The 25966-nt window shown below is 43.7% G+C and carries 24 protein-coding genes; 20 read left to right on the top strand and 4 right to left on the bottom strand.

Annotated features, from left to right (window positions below; all coding sequences use genetic code 11):
• Window positions 1-303 precede the first annotated feature (303 nt).
• The 3 genes from AB685_RS15935 to AB685_RS15915 all read left to right on the top strand — a co-directional run bounded on the left by AB685_RS15935 (window position 304) and on the right by AB685_RS15915 (window position 3107).
• Window positions 304-912 (top strand): membrane protein, encoded by a 609-nt coding sequence (locus AB685_RS15935; protein ID WP_082153662.1) that lies wholly within the window; start codon window positions 304-306, stop codon window positions 910-912.
• 536 nt (window positions 913-1448) lie between these two features.
• Entirely contained in the window at window positions 1449-2258 is an 810-nt protein-coding gene (locus tag AB685_RS15925) for a YfkD famly protein (RefSeq protein ID WP_047971576.1), read from the top strand.
• Between the two features lie 525 nt (window positions 2259-2783).
• The gene (locus tag AB685_RS15915; protein ID WP_047971574.1) at window positions 2784-3107 is read left to right on the top strand and encodes a hypothetical protein; all 324 of its coding nucleotides are present in this window, start codon (window positions 2784-2786) and stop codon (window positions 3105-3107) included.
• 42 nt (window positions 3108-3149) lie between these two features.
• Here the strand turns inward: AB685_RS15915 and yfkAB are convergent, their stop codons facing one another.
• Window positions 3150-4274, bottom strand: a complete 1125-nt coding sequence (gene yfkAB, locus AB685_RS15910) for a radical SAM/CxCxxxxC motif protein YfkAB (RefSeq protein WP_047971573.1) — start codon at window positions 4272-4274, stop codon at window positions 3150-3152.
• A 148-nt stretch (window positions 4275-4422) separates the two neighbouring features.
• Between yfkAB and AB685_RS15905 the strand changes: the two genes are divergently transcribed.
• Entirely contained in the window at window positions 4423-4605 is a 183-nt protein-coding gene (locus tag AB685_RS15905) for an SE1561 family protein (protein WP_047971572.1), read from the top strand.
• 63 nt (window positions 4606-4668) lie between these two features.
• Here AB685_RS15905 and AB685_RS15900 read toward each other — a convergent pair whose 3' ends face one another.
• Entirely contained in the window at window positions 4669-5598 is a 930-nt protein-coding gene (locus tag AB685_RS15900) for a GNAT family N-acetyltransferase (RefSeq protein ID WP_047971571.1), read from the bottom strand.
• Window positions 5599-5787: 189 nt separating this feature from the next.
• Between AB685_RS15900 and AB685_RS15895 the strand changes: the two genes are divergently transcribed.
• The 7 genes from AB685_RS15895 (at window position 5788) to AB685_RS29785 (ending at window position 13591) form a co-directional block, all read left to right on the top strand.
• Window positions 5788-7329, top strand: a complete 1542-nt coding sequence (locus AB685_RS15895) for a fumarate hydratase (protein ID WP_047971570.1) — start codon at window positions 5788-5790, stop codon at window positions 7327-7329.
• 140 nt (window positions 7330-7469) lie between these two features.
• Window positions 7470-8285 carry a delta-lactam-biosynthetic de-N-acetylase gene (gene pdaA, locus AB685_RS15890; RefSeq protein ID WP_047971569.1) on the top strand — a complete coding sequence of 272 codons (816 nt, stop codon included), beginning with the start codon at window positions 7470-7472 and terminating at the stop codon, window positions 8283-8285.
• 144 nt (window positions 8286-8429) lie between these two features.
• Window positions 8430-9311, top strand: coding sequence for a DNA-3-methyladenine glycosylase (locus tag AB685_RS15885; protein ID WP_047971568.1), 882 nt, complete (start codon window positions 8430-8432; stop codon window positions 9309-9311).
• Complete coding sequence (gene rlmD, locus AB685_RS15880) at window positions 9308-10711, top strand: 23S rRNA (uracil(1939)-C(5))-methyltransferase RlmD (protein ID WP_047971567.1); 1404 nt, start codon at window positions 9308-9310, stop codon at window positions 10709-10711. The genes AB685_RS15885 and rlmD overlap by 4 nt, the downstream gene beginning before the upstream one ends.
• A gap of 292 nt (window positions 10712-11003) precedes the next feature.
• On the top strand, window positions 11004-11639 hold the full coding sequence (locus tag AB685_RS15875; RefSeq protein WP_053073840.1) for a phosphatase PAP2 family protein: 636 nt from the start codon (window positions 11004-11006) through the stop codon (window positions 11637-11639).
• Between the two features lie 258 nt (window positions 11640-11897).
• Window positions 11898-12419 carry a DUF1456 family protein gene (locus AB685_RS15870; RefSeq protein ID WP_047971565.1) on the top strand — a complete coding sequence of 174 codons (522 nt, stop codon included), beginning with the start codon at window positions 11898-11900 and terminating at the stop codon, window positions 12417-12419.
• Window positions 12420-12517: 98 nt separating this feature from the next.
• A complete protein-coding gene (locus tag AB685_RS29785) occupies window positions 12518-13591 on the top strand; it encodes a Gfo/Idh/MocA family oxidoreductase (RefSeq protein WP_053073839.1) in 1074 nt (357 codons plus the stop codon).
• A 130-nt stretch (window positions 13592-13721) separates the two neighbouring features.
• Here AB685_RS29785 and AB685_RS15860 read toward each other — a convergent pair whose 3' ends face one another.
• Window positions 13722-13961, bottom strand: a complete 240-nt coding sequence (locus AB685_RS15860; protein WP_198530523.1) for a hypothetical protein — start codon at window positions 13959-13961, stop codon at window positions 13722-13724.
• Window positions 13962-14264: 303 nt separating this feature from the next.
• Here AB685_RS15860 and AB685_RS15855 point away from each other — a divergent pair, with 303 nt between their 5' ends.
• From AB685_RS15855 to AB685_RS15820, 8 genes are all read left to right on the top strand, one after another.
• Window positions 14265-15374 (top strand): sugar-binding protein, encoded by a 1110-nt coding sequence (locus AB685_RS15855; RefSeq protein ID WP_047971563.1) that lies wholly within the window; start codon window positions 14265-14267, stop codon window positions 15372-15374.
• Between the two features lie 125 nt (window positions 15375-15499).
• Complete coding sequence (locus AB685_RS15850) at window positions 15500-15697, top strand: hypothetical protein (RefSeq protein ID WP_128755882.1); 198 nt, start codon at window positions 15500-15502, stop codon at window positions 15695-15697.
• 166 nt (window positions 15698-15863) lie between these two features.
• Window positions 15864-17384, top strand: a complete 1521-nt coding sequence (locus tag AB685_RS15845; RefSeq protein WP_047971561.1) for a sugar ABC transporter ATP-binding protein — start codon at window positions 15864-15866, stop codon at window positions 17382-17384.
• A 12-nt stretch (window positions 17385-17396) separates the two neighbouring features.
• Window positions 17397-18569 (top strand): sugar ABC transporter permease, encoded by a 1173-nt coding sequence (locus AB685_RS15840; RefSeq protein WP_128755881.1) that lies wholly within the window; start codon window positions 17397-17399, stop codon window positions 18567-18569.
• 117 nt (window positions 18570-18686) lie between these two features.
• Window positions 18687-19664: a substrate-binding domain-containing protein gene (locus AB685_RS15835; protein ID WP_047971560.1), complete on the top strand. Its 978-nt coding sequence runs from the start codon at window positions 18687-18689 to the stop codon at window positions 19662-19664.
• On the top strand, window positions 19661-21088 hold the full coding sequence (locus AB685_RS15830) for a histidine kinase (protein ID WP_047971559.1): 1428 nt from the start codon (window positions 19661-19663) through the stop codon (window positions 21086-21088). Before AB685_RS15835 ends, AB685_RS15830 begins: the two co-directional genes overlap by 4 nt.
• Window positions 21089-21162: 74 nt before the next feature.
• The gene (locus AB685_RS15825) at window positions 21163-22707 is read left to right on the top strand and encodes a response regulator (protein ID WP_047971558.1); all 1545 of its coding nucleotides are present in this window, start codon (window positions 21163-21165) and stop codon (window positions 22705-22707) included.
• A gap of 103 nt (window positions 22708-22810) precedes the next feature.
• Window positions 22811-23827 carry a substrate-binding domain-containing protein gene (locus tag AB685_RS15820; RefSeq protein ID WP_082153678.1) on the top strand — a complete coding sequence of 339 codons (1017 nt, stop codon included), beginning with the start codon at window positions 22811-22813 and terminating at the stop codon, window positions 23825-23827.
• Between the two features lie 61 nt (window positions 23828-23888).
• On the opposite strand, the gene AB685_RS15815 is transcribed toward AB685_RS15820, so the two are convergent.
• Complete coding sequence (locus tag AB685_RS15815; protein WP_047971759.1) at window positions 23889-24596, bottom strand: metallophosphoesterase family protein; 708 nt, start codon at window positions 24594-24596, stop codon at window positions 23889-23891.
• 122 nt (window positions 24597-24718) lie between these two features.
• Between AB685_RS15815 and AB685_RS15810 the strand changes: the two genes are divergently transcribed.
• Complete coding sequence (locus AB685_RS15810; protein WP_047971556.1) at window positions 24719-25669, top strand: multidrug resistance efflux transporter family protein; 951 nt, start codon at window positions 24719-24721, stop codon at window positions 25667-25669.
• Window positions 25670-25966 lie beyond the last annotated feature (297 nt).

Raw genomic sequence — 25966 nt, 5'->3', positions numbered from 1 at the left:
GCAGCACAGAGTCCCATAGCATGTAGGGCCGACCAATATCATTTAAGTACCACGAGGAAGTAAAGCTTTGAACTAAGGAATAAAAAGCTTTATATGTGCACTGTGTAGGGGTAAATCACTCCTTCACTCTAAGATGACTTCGCTTTATTTCCCTCCTTCGTTGTAAGGTATTTATAGTATATAGGTGGAATGTTATAAATATTCTGATTTATTGAATCTTTTTTTCTTTTTCATATTTTGATGATTCACGCTTACAATGGTAGAGTAGGACAGGTGACAGTAAAATGTAGAGGAGTTATCAGATTGGTTATACGGGCTTTATTTTACTTAATTGGACTTTTTGTCTTATCCTTCGGGATCAGTTTGACGATAAAATCGGATTTGGGGGCAGGAGCGTGGGATGCGCTGAATGTTGGCCTATTCACATCATTCGGGCTAACGGTCGGAAGCTGGGTGTTCATTGTTGGAATCATACTTATTGCCGTCAATGCTTGGTTGCATAAAAGCAAACCGGATTATCTTGCGGTCATTACAATTTTCCTTGTTGGTGTCTTTATCGATTTTTGGTTGATTCAGGTGTTTGGGGCATGGTTTCCTGTAGGCATGGTGCTTCGTTTTGTCGTTCTTCTTGCTGGAATGGTCATCATGGCAGTGGGGATATCAGCTTACCTGCAAGCGAAGTTTCCCGTCATTCCGATAGACAATTTGATGCTTGGCATCCAGAATCGCCTCAAGGTAAAAATGATGACGGCGAAAACAATCGGGGAAGTGTGTGCCCTTGTTTTTGCGCTTATTTTCAAAGGGCCGATCGGGATCGGTACATTCATCATTACATTTGGAATCGGACCACTTATTCAGATATTCTACCCGCGTTTAGAAAATCTTTATAGGAAATTACGACACGAGAGCTGAGTTCAGCTTTCGTGTTTTTTTTACCATAGCGGCTCGTTCTCGTTGCTCAGCTTATATAGGAATGGTATTAGGCTTAGCATACTTACAAAACATATAAAATACACGATGGAAAGATACAAACCACCAATCCCAAACGAAATGAAAGGTACCGTTAATAAAGGAAAAACCATCGGAAGTAAACACAGTTTCTGACGTGAGCTTTTCGTTAAGTATTGGTTCTCCCCACAATAAGGACATAAAATAGCTTGCTTAAAAGTAAACATTTTCTTCCACGTAGTCTTCAAGCTCCATTGCTTATGGCAATTAGCGCAAATTGGTGTTTTCACTTGGACCAACCTCCTTCATACCTAACTTACGTATTTCATGTGAAAAAGTTTCAAGGGACGGTTCTCCCGCTTCTTGGTATTTAGTGGAGCAACAAAAAGAAGCAAAAGAACCGTCCCCAAAAAAGTTTCATCTTTCATGGATAATCTGAATTCGCTTCGAAAATGATAACAGTACATAGATTTTAAGTTGAGTGAAAGGAGTATTAAAGCATGCGCATACTTCAAATCCTTTTAGTGGCATTTCTTGCATTCGGCTTCACTGTAAATGGAGTTCAAGCCGAAGAAACAAAAGTAAAAACCGATAATAAAAAACTGGAGGTACCTAATTCGGTTCTGGACATTTCTAAGGACAACACATACCCGAATCCGTCCCAGGATGTGCCGTACCTTCAGCCAAGTGAGCTTTCTCAAGAACTGATTGATTCCTCCAATGTAAAAATTGATAACCCGAAACTCATCAAAATCCTGAATGAGTCCAACATTTCTCCTTCACCTGTAGCAATCGGCTATCGTGCCACCATCTATCTGGGGCAATGGCCGCTTTCCTATGAATCAACGGAAACAAGTGTGAATTGGGAATACCAAAAGATCAATACGAACTACACGGATAACCGTGGCGGTAAAGTACCGCAACAGTTGCACTATCGCCAGGAAGCCCAAAAAAGTGTCAAAGGCGGACTGACTTCGAAAGTGGAGGCAGCCGAAGATGTAAAAGAAATGATGATGTTAAAAGCGATGGATAAAACGAAGCTGCCTCTATCCTTCCAGACCATTGTTGGTGCGGGGACGAAGAAGGACCAGGTGTATAATATTCCGGTGAAAAAGCTTGGCTACCTATACGCATACTCCCCAGCTGTCAGTGAAAAAGGGAAGATCACATACGGAGAAGTGTATCTGGTGCTAAAAGGAAAAGAGATGAAAATTGTCGTGAAGAATGTGACATCCCAAGGAATTGGTGCATGGATTCCGGTTCAGGACCATGTGAGTTTTATATTTGCGGCGTCGGATCGACCAAGATAGCTAATAATTTGCACCAGCCTTTTGAATTGGGGCTGGTTTACTTTTTGGTGATACTCTAAGGAGCAGTGGGGGGAATATAGGCTGTTATGGGGGGATTTTTGTTGGTAACGGGGGATAAACCCTTCTGTACGGTGGGATTAACAAGAGTTGTGGGGGGATAAAAAAACTTCCGGGGGAATCGGATAAATATCTGGGGGGATAAGGGGCAGTTAGTGGTGGAAATACCCCTACTTAAAGGGCAGAAAAAGGGATTTGGTGGGAGGATGAAATAAAACGCTACATAAAAGTCCCGCTATTGCCTCAAAAGCTTCCCTTAAAATCACAAAAACAAAAAACGTGTCTATTTTACCAGTTTCATTTCTCATTAAAAGAGGGTATCTATAAATTACTTGAAGTAATTCCGTCATCAGGAGCTCTGTTAATCTAATGTCCTCCCCTTGTCGAAGGAAAAACTACTGCCGATCGTAACTTTTTCCACCTTCAAGCGTCTTAATTAGTGAGAATGAAAAGGAGGTCATCAACATCATGATGCACCTGATTTTACTTGTTTTAGGTTTGTCGGTTTTACTTTTTATTGTGCGGACAATGGTTACTGTTGAAATGAGGCAAAGGCCATCGAATATATCTGATGAGGAAAAACACAATGCGATCCTTCTACTTTGGGGGATAGGGATTATGTTTCTACTATTATTCATTCCATATCAAGCATGGCAACTTGCAGGAAGCTCCCGAGGATGGGATGGAGCACTGATTATGGGTTCAAGTCTAATGGGAAGTGTGCTCATTTTTTTCGGTTCCTATTGCACCATCAAGGGGAAAAGACTGAAAGCGAGAGTGCCATCTATGTAATATTAAAAACGCCTGGAGACCTCACGTGTCCCAGGCGTTTCCTTATTTCGTCATCTTCGCTTCACGCACCGTGAAATCCATCTCTGGATAGTACGCACTCTTCACGAGAATATTAGGGCCAAGACAGGCAACCGCAGGGCAATGGCAGTCCAATTCCTTTGAAATGGAGGTCTTTTTCCATCTTCCGTAAGCAGTCGGCAGATCTGTTGTCTGTATGTTTCCAAGTGGTGGCGTATCACCGAAATCTGTCACAATGATGTCTCCGTTAAAAATATTCACATTCAAACGCGAGCGACCGTCAGGGTCATTGCGGACCGTCACATTCTTGGCATCGTACACACGCTTCAGCAATGTTAAATCTTCCGGGTTATCACTGCAAGGGTAGAAAGGAAGTGTTCCAAACAGCATCCATGTATTTTCATCACGCATATCAAGTAGACGGTGGATTGCATCGCGCATTTCTCCTAGCGTCAGAACCTCCATCCCACTAGCGAAATCACTTGGGTACATAGGGTGCAGCTCATGACGTTGGCAGTTCATCTCCTCGACTATCTGCTTATGGATATGCTCGATGTGAGGAAGGGTACGCTTGTTCAGCATCGTTTCAGCTGACACGATAACGCCGGCTGCAGTCAACGCCTTCGAGTTTTCAATCATGCGCTCAAAGTACTTCGCACGCTGCTCATACGTTGGTTTGCGATCCATCATCGCAAAGCCGCCCTCGACAAAGTCATCCATCGTGCCCCAGTTATGAGAAATATGTAGCACATCCAGGTAAGGAATGATTTTCTCGTATCTAGCTAAATCTAAGGTTAAGTTCGAATTAATCTGTGTTCGCACACCACGTTCATGCGCATATTTTAACAGCGGCAAGACGTATCCGTTCACTGACTTCATGCTCATCATCGGCTCACCACCAGTGATGCTGATGGAACGAAGGCGTGGAATTTCCTCCAGACGTTGAATCAGCAATTCAATCGGCAAGGCTTGCGGATCTTTTGGCTGCAATGTGTATCCGACAGCACAATGTTCACAGCGCATATTGCATAGCGTCGTCGTTGTAAACTCAACGTTCGTCAGGTCCATTTGACCATATTCTTTAACATCTAAATAAGCTTCCCATGGGTCATAGGAAGGGGTGATTGGTGGTAGTATGGTTGTCTTCATGGTAAACTCCTTTATTATAAAACCTACCCTTCATTGTATCATGATTTTAGGAAGTACAGACCGAAAATTTCTTAGAAGGTTGCCTCAAACGAAGCTGTACGGTAGTATAGAAACAAACTTACAGGAATGACAGAAAGGTGCGATTATAATGGGCAAAGCAACAGAAAACAAAGATTCCCAAGTCGACTACTTGAAAAATAGATTAAACATGTTCTTGGAGGTCGTGGATTCATTAGATCCAGAATCTACGGACGTGGATGACATCGATCGTCTGATCCAGATGCTGGATGATTTAGAGGGGAAATATAATCAGTTTAAGAAGGATTGGTAAAAAGAAGAGGAAAGGGCTCCTAGTAGTAAGGGATCTTTCCTCTTTTTTGTTGGCTGTTTGTTCCTAACGTACAATGGATGGTTTATGTTCTTCATCTTTCTTTACTTTCCTATAAACCTCCAACATATCCTCCACCGAAACCCCATCAATCTTCATGCCCGAAATGTCGCTATCATTAATCTCGACATTTTCCATCCTGCAATTGTTAAACTTTGATCCCATCAATTCACAGCGGTCAAAGTTTACAGGTGCATTCTCAATTGTCGTATCACTGAACTGAACACCGCTCATTTCCACATGCTTCACCTTTGTACCCGAGAGGTTCAAGTCCGCAAAAAGGGTATCACGAAAATTGATATTCTGAAACTTGGATCCAGATAGGTTGATATTGCTGAAATGAGCCCCGGCAAGTGTGCAATTGCTGAATGCACTACTGGCAAGGTTGGCCTGATAATAAGTAGCGCGTTCAAGGTTACAGTCAACGAACTCTCTTTCTGAAGCCAAAGCCGGATCAGTGTCCTTTTGCTTTAAATAACAGACCTCATCCTCTGTTTCAAACGTGCGTTTGTAACCCATCTTCTCATAAAAATAAAGGTTTCCTTTTTGGCGTGGGGAGGTTTCCAAATCCCAGGTTGATACATTCGGAAAGGCTTCTTCCACTAACCAAATTACATCGGATCCATAGCCCTGTCCCTGGAATGCTGGATCTATGAATATCCGATCAATTCTGCCAAACCTCCTACCTGTCAGCGTCAAAATAACGCCGCCTACAAGTTGCTCTCCCAACATTATCTTGAAATAGGTAAGCTCTTCTATCATATATCGTGTAGTCTGATCGGAATCATATCCAGGCGGTTGGATGTTATAGTCCACGATATGCGAACCCTGCGTGCCGAGCCACCTTAATACTTCTTCATCAAATGTTCTTTTCATAATGGCTGTCAATTGCTCCGCATCTTCAAGGCAAGCCGCTAAAAGTTTTATCTGTGTCATGTGCGTTTCTCCCATCTTCTTTATCTATTTTAACTTTACCACAAAAAACCAATTGCGTGATGTATGCATTATGGTTTTGATGGAATCGGTTACAAATACCTTTAACCTTCTATTTAGAACAAGTATAATGAAGGGTGTATAAAAAAACGTAGATAATTTTTCAACTGGGGATAGGAGAGGGATTTAAAGATGAATAAATTATATAAGAGCATGTATGACTTGATTGTGGAGACCTCTACAAAGCTGCCTAAGGATGTGCGCCGAGCGATAGCGAAAGCGAAACTTAGCGAAAGTGCCGGAACGCGTGCAGCGATGTCACTTGCCACGATTACCAATAACATTTCAATGGCGGATGAAAAAGTGTCTCCGATCTGTCAGGACACAGGGCTTCCTACTTTTAAAATAAAAACTCCGGTTGGTGTGAACCAGCTAGAAATCAAAAAAGTGATCAAAGAAGCAATAGTACAGGCGACAAAGGACGGCAAGTTGCGTCCGAACTCTGTTGACTCCCTGACTGGTGACAACAGCGGGGACAACCTTGGGGATGGCGTTCCTGTCATCAAGTTCGAGCAGTGGGAAAAAGATTACATTGACGCGCGCCTTATTTTAAAAGGTGGCGGCTGTGAGAACAAGAATATTCAGTATAGCTTGCCGTGTGAACTTGAAGGGCTTGGCCGTGCGGGGCGTGACCTTGATGGAATTAGAAAATGTGTCATGCATTCCGTTTACCAAGCACAAGGACAGGGCTGTAGCGCCGGGGTCATCGGTGTTGGTATCGGTGGCGACCGTACTTCAGGGTATGAGCTTGCAAAAGAACAGCTATTCCGTAGCCTCGATGATGAAAATACGGTACCTGAATTGAAAGAGCTTGAAGAGTACGTGATGGAAAACGCCAATAAACTTGGAATCGGAACAATGGGATTCGGCGGCGAGACAACCCTTCTAGGCTGTAAAGTGGGTGTTGCACACCGAATTCCGGCAAGCTTCTTCGTTTCTGTAGCCTACAATTGTTGGGCATATCGCCGTCTGGGAGTGAAAATCAGTCCAGAAACCGGAGAGATTAACGAATGGCTGTATCAAGAGGGCGAAATGATCGATTTCTCCAAGGAGTTATCTGAGCAGCAGGAAGTAGCGGCAACTTCTGAAGCAAACGAAATCGTTCTGGAAGCACCTATTACCGAAGAGAAAATTCGTTCTCTGAAAGTGGGCGACGTGGTGCGCATTAACGGCAGAATGTACACAGGCCGTGATGCTATCCACAAGCACTTGAGCGACAATGATGCACCAGTTGATTTAGACGGCCAAATCATCTACCACTGTGGCCCGGTAATGTTAAAAGACGACGAAGGAAACTGGCACGTAAAAGCGGCCGGCCCGACGACAAGTATTCGCGAGGAGCCTTATCAAGGAGATATCATGAAGCGCTTCGGTATCCGCGCGGTCATGGGTAAAGGGGGAATGGGTCCTAAAACGTTGAAGGCGTTGGAAGAGCACGGCGGCGTTTACCTGAATGCAATCGGTGGAGCGGCTCAATATTACGCCGACTGTATCAAGGGTGTCGACGGCGTGGACCTGATGCAATTCGGTATTCCAGAAGCGATGTGGCACTTGAATGTGGAAGGATTTACTGCAGTTGTAACCATGGATTCCCATGGCAACAGCTTGCATGCGGATGTGGAGAAGTCTTCTTTAGAAAAGCTTGCGCAGTTTAAGGATAGAGTGTTTAACTAAATTTTTATATAGAGCAGTTTGGCAACGTTGATTGTTGCCAAACTGCTTTTTTATCTAATTGGAAAACAATGCACCGTATCATTACTCCCACCCAGACGAACCATAATAGTAGCCACAAAACATGGAAGGGAGGACCACCAATGCAAAAACTGCTTAACATCTTAACAATTACTGCAATTGCACTATTTCTTATTCCGCAACTGAGTCAAGCGGACAACTATTCCACCACAACACTACACTGGGGCTTCAAAAAAAGCCAAAACCATGAGCCACCCGATGCAGGTCAAAAATACAAAGAACTTCTAAAAAAACACAATGCTTTTTATCTTGGCGACACAAACAAAAAGGAAATTTATCTTACCTTTGATAATGGATATGAAAACGGATATACGGAGCATGTGCTGGATGTACTAAAAAAGAAAAAGGTACCAGCAGCATTTTTTGTAACAGGCTATTACCTAAAAGATCAGCCAGACTTAATTAAGCGCATGGTCAACGAGGGTCATATCGTCGGTAACCACAGCTGGCATCATCCTGATATGACGCAAGTTAACGACGTCCGCTTTAGAAAAGAGCTCGATATGATCAAAGAGGAGTACAGAAACATTACCGGACTCGACAACATGACATACCTGAGACCCCCAAGAGGAACTTTCAGCGACCGGACGCTTGCACTTGCTAATCAAATGGGCTATCAACATGTGTTTTGGTCTCTGGCATATGTGGATTGGTACACCGACCAGCAAAAAGGCTGGAGATATTCCTATGACAACATCATGGCTCAGATCCATCCCGGAGCGATTCTTCTGCTTCATACCGTTTCCAAAGACAATGCTGAAGCAATGGAAAAAGTGATTGATGACCTCCAAAAACAAGGATACGAATTCAAAAGCCTAGATCATATCGCTGCACAACATACTATCCCCAATCCGATATTGCTTATACAAGAAAACTGACTCCTTGCTCTCCGCAAAGGAGTTCTTTTCATGTCCTATTTCCCCACAGTACACCATGAAACTATCCCCTTTCCATCTCCCGTGTTTGGCAACAAACCAGAAAGCCGTTATAATTGGGAAAGTAAATGAAGGACGGTGGGGAAATTGGTTAAAATAAAGATAGATGGACCATACGATTTTGACAGAGTATTACAACGGTTATCCATTGACCCTTTAATGGTTATCAATCAAAATGACCGCTCTGTAAAAGTTCCGATGTATCAAGGAGAAACGCCGATTGTAGTAAAAATTCAGGCGACAGGTTCGAAGCAGAAGCCCTCTTTTCAACTAACCAGTACTACAGATATAACAGACACGGACGTCAATCACATCAAAGCCATATTCCAATGGGAAAAACCACTTCAAGATATCAGCGATCATTTTGCCAAAACAGAGCTCGCACAGATTTTCAAAGAGCACGAAGGAACGCCCCTTGTGCTCGATTTCGACCTGTACCACTGCCTAATGAAATGCATTATCCACCAGCAGGTCAATATGAAATTCGCGCACACATTGACACAGCGTTTTGTTCACACATTCGGTTTTGAAAAAGATGGCGTCTGGTTCTATCCGAAGCCTGAAGACGTCGCAAAGCTTGATTACGAGCAGGTCACAGAACTCAAAATGAGCCGCCGCAAAGCGGAATATATTATAGATACATCCAAACTGATAGCAGATGGCGAATTGCCTCTGTACGAATTGCACCAAAAGCCGGATGAAGAAATCCTGAAAGAACTTGTGAGAGTAAGAGGAATCGGGCCTTGGACTGTTCAGAACCTGCTTCTATTCGGACTTGGCAGGCCCAATCTTTTCCCAATAGCAGATATCGGCATCCAGAATGCCCTGAAAAAACTAAAAGGACTCGACCAAAAACCAACCCACCTGCAGATGCAGGAATGGAGCAAGGACTGGGAACCATATTTAAGCTATGCATCCCTTTACCTATGGAGAAGCATCGAACCGCAAGCTGAGGAGTTAGTGAAATGAAAACGAAGAAACCAAACAACAAGCAACAATCGAGTGTCGATATGAAAGTCGGCCAGACCTTTCCGTTGACGATCAAACGTCTAGGAATCAACGGAGAAGGTGTGGGCTATTTTAAAAAGCAGGTCGTATTTGTCCCGGGGGCATTGCCTGAGGAAGTGGTCGTAGCAGAAGTGACAGACGTTAAAAACAAGTTTGCGGAAGCGAAGATCAAGAAAATCAGAAGCAAGTCTCCGCACCGCACCACACCTCCATGCCCGATTTACGAACAATGCGGAGGCTGTCAGCTGCAGCATCTTAAATATGAGCAGCAACTGACATTAAAACGCGATATTGTCATACAGTCACTAGAACGCCATACAAAATTGAATGTGGGTAAACTCGACATCAAACCGACGATCGGAATGGAAGATCCTTGGTACTACCGTAATAAAAGCCAGTTCCAGGTCGGAAAGCAGAAAGAGAAAGTCATCGCAGGTCTATACGGAGCAAACTCCCATAAACTCATTGATATCGATAATTGCATCGTCCAGCATAGCGCCACAACGGAAGTAACCAACACGGTCAAAAAGATTCTTGAGGACTTCAATATTCCGGTTCAAAATGAAAAAAAGGGGCAACCAGCCGTCCGTACCATCATGGCCAGAGTCGGTTTTTCTAAAGGGGAAATACAGGTTGTACTGATAACTACGGAGGGGAAATTACCTCGTAAACAGCTGATAGTGGAAGAAATTCAAAAGCGTCTGCCAAAAGTGAAGAGTATCATGCAAAATGTGAACGGAAAAAAGACCTCGCTCATTTTCGGTGAAGAAACAATTCATTTGAGCGGAGAAAAAGTGATTCAGGAAACACTTGGAGATGTTTCATTTGAATTGAGCGCACGTGCATTCTTCCAGCTCAACCCTGTACAGACAGTAAAGCTGTACGACCTGGTAAAGGAAGCAGCACAATTGACCGGTAAAGAAAAAGTGGTAGATGCTTATTGCGGAGTCGGAACCATCGGACTGTGGCTGGCGGAAGGTGCTGGAGAGGTCCGTGGCATGGACACGATCGCTGAATCAATCGACGACGCGAAGGAAAACGCCAAGCGCCATGGTTACACGAACATGAAATACGTAGCAGGTAAAGCAGAAAAATGGCTACCAAGATGGGTAAAAGAAGGATGGAAACCTGACACGATTGTGGTGGATCCTCCTCGGACAGGCCTGGACGAAACATTCATGAAAACGGTACTCGATGTAGAGCCGAAAAATTTTGTCTATGTTTCCTGTAATCCATCCACACTTGCGAAGGATATCCAGTTCTTAAGCAGAAAATATAAAGTGGACTGGATTCAGCCTGTGGATATGTTTCCTCAGACCGCACACGTAGAAAGTGTCGTCAGGTTTGTATTGAAAATGTAACTGTAGAAAAGACTCCATTTTAACCAGTAAACGAAGAAATGTTGGTTTGAGTAGTGTTGGAATGGGGGATATATTTTTTAACTACAAGTAAAAAAGGCAACTACCTTGTGGGTGTTGCCTTTTCTATTTCTTGTTTTGTTTGAAGTAGAACACTTTTTTTGAAATTATTGGAACCATCTTGATAGGAAAATCGTCGTATATATTGTGAGTTATTCTAATAACAAGATGGGCCATTCTTATCAAATTATATTGTTATTTTAGAGCTGCCCTTAGATTCCGGAGTGTGATGTATGTGAGTGTAAAAAAGAAATTACCATATTTATTGTTATTGTTAATCATGCCTGTACTTGGGTTAATTTACACAGTTCTAAACGAAGCCAAGAGAAAAGCTACACAAATCGCATTGCCTATCGATAACACTATTCCATTTGTCGAAGAGTTTGTCGTCCCATATATCATTTGGTATGCGTTTGTTTTAGGCTACTTAGTGTACTTTTGCTTCAAGGATACTGGTGTATATGTCAAAACACTTATAACCATTGTTATTGGTGAATTAGTCTGTTTTTTTATCTATTTCTTTTTCCAGACTACTGTTCCAAGACCAACAATTGAAGGAAGCGGAGGGTATGTAATGTTGGTAAAGTACATTTACGCTCACGACCGGCCGGTTAATTGTTTTCCTAGCATTCATGTACTAACAACTTACGCCATTATGTTGGCTAGCTTCCATATAAAAAATAAACATAGAATAAACAAGTACTTTATTCATATAATGGGGAGTCTAATTATCCTGTCCACGTTATTCATTAAACAGCATGTGATCCTGGATATGGTGGCATCCATGTTTCTTGTCGCCTTTATTTATGGGACCGTATTTGAGGTCTATCGAATACGTGTCGCAGCAAAGAGGAAGGTCAGCGTGCATTGAACCTAAATAAAATTAAGGCCTTTATTATATTCAAGTGGAAAAAGGTGCAATAATTGTTGAATGCCCTTGGAGAATACGGGATAAAGGTGGTATATTGTTGGGGGCAACAGATATTCAATCCAACCTGCAAAATAAAAAAACTGGTTACCCACAACTTACTAACAGGTTATCAACAAAAAGTATCAAAAATCCACATTTTATCAACAGGTTATTAACACTTTTGGGGCCGGTAGTATAGAATCAAAAAGGAGTATATAGATGACAAACAACGATATTCTAATCAGACTAAGATACGCACTGGACATTAAAGACAACGATTTGGTCGAGATTTTCAAGCTCGGTGATATTGATGTTACAAAAGAAGAAGTGCAAATAATGCTAACCAAACAGGTGGACAGCTACGATTATGAAACCGAGGAAGAATATGAGCAGGCACTGGAAGAGGAAGAGATTCTTCCCATTAACAATAACAAGCTAGAGTCGTTCCTGAACGGTCTAATTATTTTCAAAAGGGGCAGACAGGAGCCGAAGCCCGGTCAGTCTGCAAAGCCGCCATTTTCCAACGAGCCGGCGAACAATATTCTTTTGAAAAAGGTGAAGATTGCCCTGACGTTAACAGCGGAAGATATCATTGAAATTCTTGATGAAGCGGGCGTAACGATAACGAAGAGTGAGCTTGGTGCTTTCTTGAGAAAGAAGGGGCACAAGAACTATAAGGTATGCATGGATAAATACGCGAGGAATTTCCTGAAAGGGTTGGCGATCAAGTATCGTCACTAATACACATACTTGTAAAACAGCACTTTCCGAAAAGAGGAGAGTGCTGTTTTTTGTCGAAATGTAGAGGAAAGACCAAATACATATAAAGGGGAATCATCATGAAAATGATAAGAGTAGGCATTATTGGAACAGGTTTTGGTGCAAAAGTTCATGCCCCAGTTATGCAAAGTCATCCAGGGTTTGAGGTAGTGGCGATTGCGAGTGTTTCGCGTGGAAGACTCGATGAGACTAAAGAAGAAACAGGCATTGAAAATGTTTATGGAAACTGGGAGGAAATGCTGGAAAAAGAGGAACTAGACTTGGTTTCAGTTGCTTCCGCACCATTGCTTCATCATGACATGGTAGTTAAAGCGTTTGAAAAGGGCAGCCATGTGTTATGTGAGAAACCGATGTCCTTTGATGTAAAGGAAGCGGAGAGTATGATCCAAGCACGGGATGCAGCAGGGAGAATGGGCTGGATCAACTTCGAATATCGCTTTCTGCCAGCAAGACAAAAGATAAAAGAAATCATATCAAGTGGGAAAATCGGTAAGGTGTTACATGTTAATTTTTCCTTAAACATTGCGGGGTACGAGAGATATGCTACTAGTAAGCGTGGATGGCTCAGTCAAAAGGATCAAGCAGGAGGAATTCTTGGTGCGGTAGGATCGCATTTGATTGATTCTCTGTTATGGTGGACTGACGCTCGGGTGGAATCCATTTCTGGACAACTGACAACCCATGTGCCGGAGTTTATCGACGAAAATGGCGAAAAGGAAATCCGCACAGCCGATGATGCGTTTCAGGCTATAGGGGATTTTGTAGGGGGAGGGACATTTTCCATCGGTTCCAATATTGCAGTTCGCCATTCAGAAGGCTGGACGTTAGAGATATACGGAACAGAAGGAACCGTGAAAATGTCACAGGATAATAAGGTTCTTGTTGGAATCGGTAATGCCCCTTTGGAGGAAGTAGAGTTAGAGCCAGCATTGGAAATTCCGGAAAATATCAACCCAGTTGCCGCGGGCTACTTTAATGCTTTTTACCGCTCATTGGATCAAGTACACAAAGCCATTTCGGGAGACGATATGAACCCTCATTTGCCTGTTTTTGAGGATGGGTATTATGTACAGGGTGTGATGGATGCAATAAAGAAGTCGCATGGGGAGAGAAAAACGGTTTTAGTAGAATAAGGGTTTGATGGGGCAGTTGCTATGGTGTGCTGTCCCTTTTTTCTTTAAATTCCTTCTTCTAATAGACATTAGCCTCTAAAGTGGAAACCAAAAACATGAAACCTCCCTAAGAGATTTCATGTTTTCTTTCTTAATCATTCCTAATTAAATTCCTCAGCATATCAACAAAGAAAATGCTCTCATCGATATCCGTTGCAATTCTTACACATCCCGGACCTGTGCACTTTGGTACACCTGGTCTGAAATCTGCAATAGATAGCCCTTCCGAATACCCTTCTTTATATTCGACTTTCACCTGTTTTTCCGTGTAAGTGAAAAGACCAGGAATCGCCAGGCTTGCCATCACTGGAGTATTCCTCATCTTAAACATTCCCAATTATTAAAGACTGTTTTCTGTAAGCTTTGTTGTTTTTTCGTATTAATAAACCACCAGTAAATACTATACTGTCGTGCTCTTTTCCTGGTAATAAAAGAAAAGCTACATGCCTTATTTAGAGTAGAGAAGCGCTAAAAAGTCCAAATGCCAACTTTTTATCTTTGAGAAAAGAGCTGTATTAAAAAAGTACAGACAATACCAAAAGAGTGCTAGTGATAACGCTTACAAATCACCGAACCCCCACCATATAATTAAGTTGTAATCAACGAAACAAGCAAAACAAAGGGGGAGCAACACATGAAGAAGACATGGAAAGCAACGTCATTATTACTGGTTCTAATGCTTTTTACAGCAATGCTTGCAGCATGTAACAGCAGCACAGGAGGAAGCGGCAGTGTGAGTGTGGGAATCGTTTTGCCAACAAAGGATGAACCAAGATGGGTGCAGGACGAGCAACGCTTCAAGGATGCATTAAAAGATTCTGACTACACAACAGAAATCTTGTTCAGCCAAGGTTCTTCTGCCAAGGAAAAAGAAAACGTGGAAACATTGATCAACAAAGGAATCGAAGTATTAATCATCACTCCTCAGGATGGGGACGCAGCAGCTTCAGCAGTCGAAGCGGCGAAAAAAGAAGGCATAAAGGTTATCTCTTATGACCGTCTAATTACAAACACGGACGCAGTGGATTACTATGTGACGTTTGACAGTGTGGCTGTTGGTGCAGCACAAGGTCAATACCTGATTGATAATGCAAAAGGTACAGGCGTACCACTTTACTTATATGCCGGTGCAGCTTCAGACAACAACGCATTTTTGTTCTTTGAAGGGGCTTGGAAAACATTACAACCTAAAATCGCGGATGGCACATTCAAAATCGCCAATTCCAGTGAAGCCGAAGCTTTAAAAGATACAGCGGAACTTACTCGTGACCAAATGAGTAAAATCCTAGGACAGGTAACAACAAACTGGGATTCGAACGAAGCGAAAAACAAAGCTCAAACGCATCTTACTGCAGTAGGTGCAGACTTGAAAGGTGATGTAGCGGTTCTTGCTCCAAATGATGGCACAGCCCGTTCCATCGCGGATGTATTCGCATCTGACGGTGAAGTGACAAGCTACTTTGTAACAGGTCAAGATGCAGAAAAAGCGTCCATCCAATACATCATTGATGGAAAACAATCCATGACAGTTTTCAAAGACGTTCGTACACTTGTTACGGATGCAATGGGTATCGCAATTGAAATCCTGGACGGAAAAACTCCGGAGACAACAGGTTCCTACGATAACGGCGAAGTGGAAGTAAAAGCGAAGCAAACAGATGTCATCGTAGTGGACGAAGTAAATGTGAAGCAAGAACTGATCGATTCCGAATACTACGAAGCAAGCGAATTCTCCGGACTATAAATATAACTAGATTCACGCGTTGGGGATCTATAAAAACAACGGGATATTGAAGAAAACTTGTTTTTGAAGCTTATGACGGAATTATGCCGGGATTGTGACGAGTTATGAAGGGATTTTCCTTTATTATGAAGGGATTAACGTTCGTTGTGAAGGGATTGAAAGCTGATACCTACGCTGAAAGCTGCGAGGTGATTCTGTTGGCACCTTTTGTGACAGGATACCAAGCTCATCTGACGGGATTTAACATTCTTATGCCGGGATTGATGCAAACCAATTGGGATTGCAGTACTTTTTTAAAGAAAATGCTGTCTAAAGTACAGTAACGACCTTCCACCGGTTAATTGAAACCCAGAGCTTAATTTATCAGCGCAGTTTAACAGAGCTTCAATATTCAATTAATTCATCACCAAAGGTACTTCGCGAAATAGTGGTAGCAACTATCTATCACTATTTCGCCATTGTCATTGCTTTTGTTAAGGGGGTAAAAGGATGAGCAGATATATATTGGAGATGAATGATATCTCCAAGGAATTTACAGGAGTCAAGGCGCTGAGCAATGTGAACTTCAAAGTGGAAGAGGGCGAAATACACTGCTTGATCGGGGAGAATGGAGCAGGTAAATCCACGCTGATGAAGGTGCTGAGCGGAGTGTATCCTTATGGAACGTATGATGGGGACATCGTATTTGAAGGGAATGTTCAGCAATTTAACAAAATCAGTGACAGCGTAAGTACCGGCATCGCAATTATCTACCAGGAGCTTGCATTGTTTCCGGACCTGACCGTGTATGAGAATATCTTCGCAGGAAACGAAGTGAAGATAGGCGGAGTCATCGATTGGAACAGAACAATAGTGGAAGCAAAAAGGCTGCTACGAAAAGTAAAGCTCAATGTCAACCCGGACACACTCATAAAAGACTTGAGTGTCGGGAAACGGCAGCTTGTGGAAATCGCCAAGGCATTAAGTAAAGAGGTGAAGCTCCTCATACTTGATGAACCGACCGCTGCGCTCAACGAAGACGATAGCGAGAACCTTCTCGAACTTTTAAATGAACTCAAAAACCAGGGGATCACCTGCATCATGATTTCCCACAAACTTAAGGAAGTAATCAGTATTGCCGACAAAGCGACCGTCATCCGCGATGGAAAGACGATTTGTACGCTGGATGCCGCCAAAGGAGAGATCACTGAAAGTGTCATCATCAAGAACATGGTAGGACGGGAGATTGAAGACATCTATCCGAAAAGAGTGAAGAAAGCGGAAGGTGAAAAGATTCTCGAGCTCCACAACTGGTCTGCCTATGATCCGCAGCTTGGAAGACAGGTGGTAAAGAATGTCAACCTTCATGTGAAAAAAGGGGAGATCGTCGGCATCGCCGGACTAATGGGATCGGGGAGAACAGAGCTTGCTCTTAGCATATTCGGAAACGCCAAGTCCTACAAACTCGAAGGCGATCTAATGTGGAAGGACACGCTTACCACACTTAAACATACAAGTGACGCGATCAAAGCAGGAATTGCTTATGTCACAGAGGACCGCAAAGACGACGGACTATTTCTTCTGCAAGATATAAAAAGTAACATCACGGCAGCAAACCTGAAGGGAATTGCCTCCCAAGGGGTCATCAACGACAATGAGGAAATCAAGGTCTCAGAACAATACAAACAATCCCTTCATATTAAAGCTTCCTCTTTGGAGCAGCTTGTTGGCAACCTCAGTGGTGGGAACCAACAGAAGGTGTCAATCGGGAAATGGCTGTTTGTCGGACCGAAACTCCTTATCCTCGACGAACCGACCCGCGGAATCGATGTCGGGGCAAAATTTGAGATTTATACCGTAATGAACAAGCTGATTGATGAAGGTCTTAGCATTGTGATGATTTCCTCGGAGCTGGGGGAAGTGCTTGGCATGAGCGATAGAGTCTATGTCATGGCACAGGGGGAAATAAAAGGCGAGTTAGAAATAGAAGAAGCGGACCAAGAAAAAATCATGCAGCTTGCTACGCAATAGGGGGTTATTACATTGAATGTTATCCAGGAAGCCAGAACGCTGATTCATGAAAATATCCGTGACTACGGGATGTATATTGCATTATTTGCTATCATATTAACCTTTACTTTTATGACAGACGGCTTGTTCATGTCGTCACGTAACATTAGTAATCTACTGGACTCTGCTGGCTATATCGCCGTACTGGCAGTAGGGATGACGCTTGTCATCGTCATTCGCCATATTGACCTGTCCGTCGGATATGCGGCAGGATTCCTAGGGGCGATTGCGGCTATCCTCCTTACTCAAGCAGGTGTATCCGTCTGGCTGACGATTCCAATCATTCTTCTTCTCGGAATTGCAGTCGGTCTTTTCAACGGGGTGCTCATTGCCCAGATCGGGATACCATCCTTTGTTGCCACTCTTGCCGGAATGCTTATTTTCCGTGGTGCTTTGCTGCAAGTGACAGAGAAGACTGGTACTATCATCATTCAAGATGACACCTTCAACGCAATCGGAAACGGCTACATTCCATCCCTTGTGGAAGTGAACGGTTTGCACCTGCTTTCCCTTTTGGTAGGGCTGGTTGGTATTTTGCTATACATTTACAGTGAAATCTCCACTCGTAGAAACAAAATCAAGTATGATTTTGAAGTGGTATCGAAGCCAATCTTTGCACTTAAGCTGGTGCTTGTGTCCGCTATCATCGGATATATCACTTGGATTCTCGCAGGCTATAACGGGTTCTCTTGGACAGTCATCATCATTTTGTTAGTAGTCGTAGTCTACCATTTTCTCACGACTAAAACGGTGCTCGGCCGTCATATCTATGCGGTCGGAAGCAACCCGGAAGCGGCTCACTTGAGCGGAATCAATGTGAAAAAAATCACCTACATCGTGTTCGGTTCGATGGGGATGCTAGCTGCACTTTCCGGCATTCTGTTTACGGCCCGCCTTCAATCTGCAACAACGACTGCAGGTACACTTTTCGAGCTTGATGCCATCGCTGCTGCCTATGTGGGCGGAGTTTCTTCCGCTGGAGGAGTAGGGAAAGTGACAGGTGCCATTATCGGTGCAGTTGTAATGGCTTCCCTTTCCAACGGGATGAATTTGCTTGGCGTAGGCATCTCCTATCAGTACATGATCCGTGGAGGAGTACTTGCTGGTGCGGTAATCTTTGATGTTATGACCCGTAAAAAAAGATAATGGAAATATAAATAACTGGCTATCCCTGTTGATCCCCTTACTCAACAGGGATTGTACTATTTTCATTAGGTGCTATGATGAAAATAGTACACCTCAAAGGGGAGGGGGATATCACTCTTGCAGAAAACAGGAATCCTAGCATTTTGTATCATTATTATTCTACTATGTCATCTTACTTTTTTATCTGCACAAAAAGTCTTCCAATCCGATTGGCAGTTGCCTGAAGTGCTCAGTGCCAGCCAGGAAGAGCATCGTCTTGTTCTGATTACACAGGATATAGAAACCCCGTTCTGGGACAAGGTGAGTGAAGGGGCCACAAAACAAGCGGAACAGAGTGACGTGAGCCTTGAAGTTTGGGGAAGCTACGGAAAGAATCGGGAGGATTTCCTGAAAAATATAGAAATTGCGATACAGTCCAAAGTGGATGGCATCATCATTCAGGGACTTGATACAGAGGAATTTAAAGAGTTGACGAAAGTAAAGGCTGCTTTCCACGGCATTCCTATCATAACGGTGGCAAATGATGTACCGATGGGAGAAAGCATCAGGCGGACCTATGTCGGTTCCGACCAGTATGAAGCGGGGAAAATGATCGCAAGACAGATTTTGATGGATATGGGAAGAGAGGGGAATGTCGTACTCATGTATGACAAGAACCAGGAATATTACCAAAAACAGCGGATGAACGGGATTCAGGACATGTTAAAATACTACAACAATATCAAAATGATCCATGCCACAACTGATGACACGAGGGAGCAAGTCATTGCAACCACACAGGATGTAATGAACAAAGAGCCTGACCTAGATGCGTTCATTGCCATCAATGCCAATGTTGCCGGTGCGATGATTGGGGAAATCAGTAAGCGTTCCCAGGTGGAACCATATCATATCTATTCTTTTGACGATGGACCAGAATCGTTATCACTGTTAACGCAAGGAAAGTTGGATGGAGTGATCGAGCAGTCACCGGAAGCGATGGGACGCAAAAGTGTTCAGCTTATGAAGGCGTGGTTGAATGGGGAAACCGTCCCACTTGATAAGGACGGCTACCTGACCGAAATCAGGTTCTTGAAAGCGGCTGACGTCCAATGACAAGTATCCAAAAGAAGATTCTTACTCTAACCACCTTGGTATTGGTCATCATGTCGGCAATTTGGATAGCGCTTACATACTACAACCATAAAACCCATAAACAGTATAACGATATCCTACAGCGGTACTTAAGTATGAATGAAGTCACAAAGTCCAGTCAACAGCTGGTTACAGACCTCAACAACTATACCATCGATCCCACTCAGGAAAGCCTTGACCATCTAACAGAAAGCAAGGAAAAGGTCCAGCAAGCAAAATATGGCGTCCATCATTTAAGAAATACGGAAAATGATTTTGCCTTGACGAACTATATTAATCTAATTGATAGCCTGCTGGAAACAACGGACAGGTCCATCATGTTCCAGACGGAAAATGATACGGAGGCAGCATCCCAGGAATTTTCCGAGGCAACCAGAATCACCACTTATATCTCGGAAATGACCCTGACCCTGATTGACACGGAACTGAATACGTTCGACCGGTTCTACAGAGGAATCATCGAACAGTCTGGCGAAGTCATTAAGCTCGGAATCTGGATTTTACTGCTGATCACCTGTCTATTGCTACTTATCACTTACTGGTTCTCGCTTACGATTACCCGGCCGGTCTTTCAACTGACAAAAGCGGCCAATGAACTGTCCAAAGGGAATTTTGATCAGCAGGTAAGAGTGGAAACCAATGATGAAATCGCCTTTTTGGCAAGGACATTCGACCGGATGCGCATCAACATCAACAATCTGATTTCAGAAATCAAGCAGAAGGCAGCGCTTGAGCGGGAGCTTCAGGAAAGTAAGATTCTTTTGCAAGAAAGCCAGTTTAGAAGTTTGCAAAGCCAAATCAATCCTCATTTCCTGTTCAACACTCTCAATACTCTTTCCAAAAAAGCATATTTGGAAGGGTCTGAGGAAACAAGCGATCTCCTTGTAAGTGTGGCAGGAATTCTGCGCTACAACTTAAAGCGGCAGGACCGTTCTGTAACGCTTCACGATGAAATCCGAGTGTTGAAACAGTATATGGATATCCAAAAGGCACGATTTACCGACAGGCTTCAATTACATATGGACATAGATGAAACATGCCTGAATCTGAAAATTCCGGCCCTGACCCTCCAGCCGCTCATCGAGAATGCTGTCATCCATGCAGTGGAACCGAAAGAGGACGGAGGGAACATCTGGTTCCGAGTTAAAGATGCAGAGGACATGGTGATAATTGAAATCGAGGACGATGGAGCGGGAATGACTGAACAGAAGATCCAACAGATCTTAAACGAAGAATCCCCTCCACCAACGGAAGGGCATTCGACCGGTATCGGCTTCAGCAATGTCGTGAAGCGTCTGCGGCTCTTCTACGGATATGACGATGTAATAGATATAAAAGGAATTCAAGATCAAGGCACACAAATCACATTGAAGATAAAGTGCTGAACACAGAATTCACCTGGAACGGTAATCTACTGGAGTTAAATAAATTACCCAAATAATGAAAGGAGTCGAACTGGATGATTAAACTCCTCATTGTAGATGATGAACAGATTGAGCGTGAAGGCATGCAGGCTATTCTCGAAAGAAGTTTTCCCGGCCTTGTAATTAAACAGGCCAAAAACGGAAAGATGGCAGTGGAAATGGCGGACGATTTTACACCTGATTTAATTTTAATGGACATCAAGATGCCAGGTTTGAATGGGCTAGAAGCAGTTGAACAGATCAGCGCCAAGCACCCGAAGACCAAATTCATTATGGTCACGGCCTACGATACATTCGGGTATGTCAAGGCGGCCATCAAGCTCGGTGTCAAAGATTATGTGCTAAAACCGAGCAAAATCAGTGAAATCAAAGCGACAGTCGGAAAAGTCCTGGAACAGATTGAACAAGAGAAGGCGCTGCAAACTAGGAGCATGCTCCAGGAAGCGGCATTCCAAAAGACACTGACCCTTGTGGAGACGGATGTCGTCACACAGCTACTGTTCGACCACGTCCATGAGGTTCATGTGGACATGCTGGTGGAGATGCTTGATATCCCTTCGACCAACGAGATGTTTGTCATGATTGTTTTGCTACAGACGGGAAGCGAAACGAAATATTCCATGATCAAGGATAAAGTGAGGCTGACAAAAAGCGGGTGGGTAGGAGCGCTATATGGAAATCAACTGCCGATCATCGTGTTCCGTCAGCCGGATAAGACCTACAGATCCCAAGCAAGTTCACTGGCACGGGATATACTATCCATCGCCAAAAAAGGTAACGATACCGATTGGTTCATTGGTATCGGGGAGGTCTGCAGCTCCCTGGACCATGTACGCCAATCCTATCAGGACGCGCTCATGGCCGCAATGGATACGAAAGCGCCAGTCAAATTCCGTTTTTACGCAGATATCCATATTAGTGGGGATGTACACAACAGCCAGCTGAGCAAAAACCAACAAAAAGAATTCGCCGAGCAGATCCGGCTTGGCAAATGGAATGATGTTAGTGCGTATGTCATGAACCTTCTCCAATGCTATGAAAAAGAGGGAGCCAATCTTGTACACACTCAGCAACGGATGCTGGAGGTTCTCTGGATTGCCTCCAGGGTCATCAATGAAATGGGAGTGGAAACGGCAACGCCACTATATTCCATGCAAACCCAGGATTACCGCCAGCTTCGTTCGGAAACAGGGCACCTCCTCGACAGGATGAAACAATCATGTACCACGCATTTTAACCGCTTGGAGGCGGATACGATCCAGCAGATCAAACAGTATATTATGGACCACTCCCATGAGGATATTTCACTCGATGCATTAGCGCGTAAAGTAGGCTTAAGCCCTATCTATATTAGTAAAATGTTTAAGGAGAAGCAGGGCATCAACTATATTGACTTTCTCACCGAATGCCGGATGGAGAAAGCGAAAAGACTTATGAACGATGCAGAGAAAAGCATCAAGGAAATTACCTTCGAAGTTGGCTACCACGACCCGAACTACTTCAGCAAGGTATTTAAAAAGATGACCAATGTTTCACCAAAGGAATATCGCAAAACACTGCTTGGGCACAAAGCTTACTAGTTAGAGAGGATGGGGGAGATGGAGCTTGAGATTACGTAGAATACTAACGATATTTGTCTCACTTGCTCTGTTTTTTATAGCCTCCGGGTGTGAGCGAGAGGAGATGTCGAATCAGGCGGAAACACAAACGGAACAGAGTACCAATCAGCAGCCTGATACAGAGGCGGTTCCAGATGAGAAGAAAATAAAGATCGGCTTTTCCATGGACACGTTGGAGGAGGAAAGATGGCTGAGGGACCGTGATCTTTTTAAGACTGCTGTGGAAAACCTCGGAGCGGAAGTCGAAATCTTGGCAGCCAACGGGGATGACGCCCTCCAGGTGCTGCAAGCCGAAACCCTGATCAGTCAAGGGGTGGACCTACTGGTAATCGTTCCGCATAATGCAGAAGCAACGGCGACCATCGTCAAGAAGGCACACCTTGCTGGTATAAAAGTGCTCTCGTATGACAGACTGATAAAAAATGCGGATATCGATCTCTATGTTTCTTTTGACAATGAACGCGTAGGGGTACTGCAGGCAGAAGCAATAACGAAACTTGTCCCGAAAGGCAAATATGTCTACATTGGTGGTGCGGATACAGACAACAACGCCCACCTGTTCAAAAAAGGGGTATTCAACATCCTCCAGCCGTTTATAGATAAAGGTGACATCGTTATCGTTTATGATCAGTGGACCAAAAATTGGCTGCCAAGCAATGCCTATGCCAACATGCAGGAAGCGCTAAATGCCAATGGTGGGAAAATTGATGCAGTCATTGCGGCAAACGACGCGACGGCTGGTATGGCAATTGAAGCTCTCATGGAAGCTGGGCTTGCAGGGGAAATCCCCGTTGCGGGACAGGATGCAGAGCTTGCAGCCGCCCAACGTATAGTGGAAGGTACCCAGACCATGACAGTTTACAAACCGATTCCTACTCTCGCTGAAGAGGCGGCAAGGCTTGCGGTAGCTTTGGCAAAAGGTGAGTATATTGATACCGAGAGGAAGGTCAACAACGGAAAGGTGGAAGTGCCCTCCGTGTTGTTGCCTCCCATTGCCGTAAATAGGTCCAATATCGATGAAACGGTGATTGCGGATGGATTTCACTTGGAGGAGGATGTGTATAAAAGGGACGGGGAATAACGCGTATATGTGAAATATATCTCAGAGGCACTCCATCAGGAGAACCACTGAGATATATTTGCTATTCAGCATAATAGACTTTTGCTTCCAAAGCCTCGAAGCAATATAGCCGGCCACCATATGCACATCCACCATCAATCCCGATGATATTGTTTTCTCCGATGTAAACCTCTTCCTTTTTATGTAGATTCTTCGTTGGGGTATGTCCGAAGACGACGGTCTTCTCTCCTGTGTAGCCTTTATGGAATTCTTCCCTGATCCACACTAAAGTATGGGGATCTGTAACCTCTAAAGTGGTGTCAGGATGTACTCCTGCATGAACGAAGATATGTGTATCTGTCTCGTAATAAAAGGGAAGTGTTTTGAGAAACTCTAAATGTGGACGTATCTGCTCATTTATTGCTAGAGGTTCAGGCATTTCATCTGTACTGTACCAATATTTCGCATCGTCTTTTTCAATATCGTATCCATAGTTCTGCAATGTTTTGATTCCTCCATTGTAGTACCACCTTTTCAAATGGAGAGGATCTTCAGTATTATCAAATGCGTCTATCATCATTTTATCGTGATTTCCTATTAGGGTTATGGCCCCTTCTGCAGTCAGTTTGATAACCTTGTCCAAGACTGCACGTGATTTTGGTCCGCGATCCACATAATCCCCTAAAAGAAGGAGCTGGTCCTGATTTTTGTCATATTGAATGATTTCTAGGAGTCTCTCGAATTTATCTAAGTCCCCATGAATATCACTTATTGCAAGCATTCGTTTCAATTCCATCCATTCCTTTTCAGTAATTTTCATTTATTTTATCATAATTTTCGGAATACGAAACACTTTTTGCGTTTATCTATTATAATAGTTGAAAACGAAAACTCGGAGGGAAGGATGTTTACGTGAAAGCAATTCTAATCGGCATATTAGCATCCATGTTTTTCGCTGTCACTTTTATACTTAACCGGTCGATGGAGCTATCAGGAGGCAGTTGGTTGTGGAGCTCGTCCTTGCGTTTCTTTTTCATGGTGCCATTTCTGGTGGTCATAGTCTGGATGCGAGGTAATTTGAAGCAGTTGTTACACGAGATGCGGTCCAATCCCGTTCCGTGGTTTATATGGAGTTTTACAGGCTTTGTCCTTTTCTACGGACCAATCACTTTTGCGGCGGCATATGGGCCAGGTTGGCTTGTTGCAGGTACTTGGCAACTCACAATCATAGCTGGCGTCCTTTTAGGGCCTTTCTTCTATAAAATAGTGCAGGGGGAGAGAGTGCGCGAACGTATACCAATGCGCGGGCTTCTGATTTCAATGATTATCTTTGCTGGCGTCCTGCTGATACAGACCCAACAAGGCAGCGGACTCACTTTATTCATGATCCTCTATGGTATCCTTCCGGTTGCGGTCGCATCCTGTGCCTATCCACTCGGAAACCGAAAAATGATGGAGGTGTGCGGGGGAAGGCTTGATACATTTCAAAGGGTGCTTGGCATGACCTTGGCAACCATCCCGGTTTGGCTGCTCGTTGCGACAAGTGGATATATGACAGCGGGAGCACCATCACAGGAACAGGTTATCCAAACGTTTATTGTCGCCATCAGTTCCGGTGTCATTGCAACCACCCTATTCTTTGTCGCAACTGACATGGTGCGAAACAGTCAGGAAAAACTTGCCGCAGTGGAAGCGACCCAATCGACGCAGGTGTTGTTTGTATTGATTGGAGAGGTAGTGCTTTTATCAACCCCACTGCCAAATGGAATGGGAATGTTCGGCTTGATCATTATCATTGTTGGCATGCTTTTGCATAGTTTTTTTACCAAAAAAAGAGTAAAGCCAAAGCAGCTGGCTGCATGAAGAGTGACCCTCCATTTGGGGTTGCTTTTTTTTGCTGGAAGACAGTTTATCTTATACGCGGAGTTGAATAAACCCAAACCCTAGTGTCGTATGAATCCCAGAATTCGGTTGCACGCTTCAATTGGGGACTCATAGCTGTCGTATGAATCCCAGAATTCGGTTGCACGCTTCAATTGGGGACTCATAGCTATCGTATGAATCCCAGAATTCGGTTGCACGCTTCAATTGAGGACTCATAGCTGTCGTATGAATCCCAGAATTCGGTTGCACGCTTCAATTGGGGACTCATAGCTGTCG

Source organism: Bacillus sp. LL01 (assembly GCF_001037965.1).
Note: the sequence above shows the minus strand (reverse complement) of the source record. Positions and strands in the feature narration are given on the sequence as shown.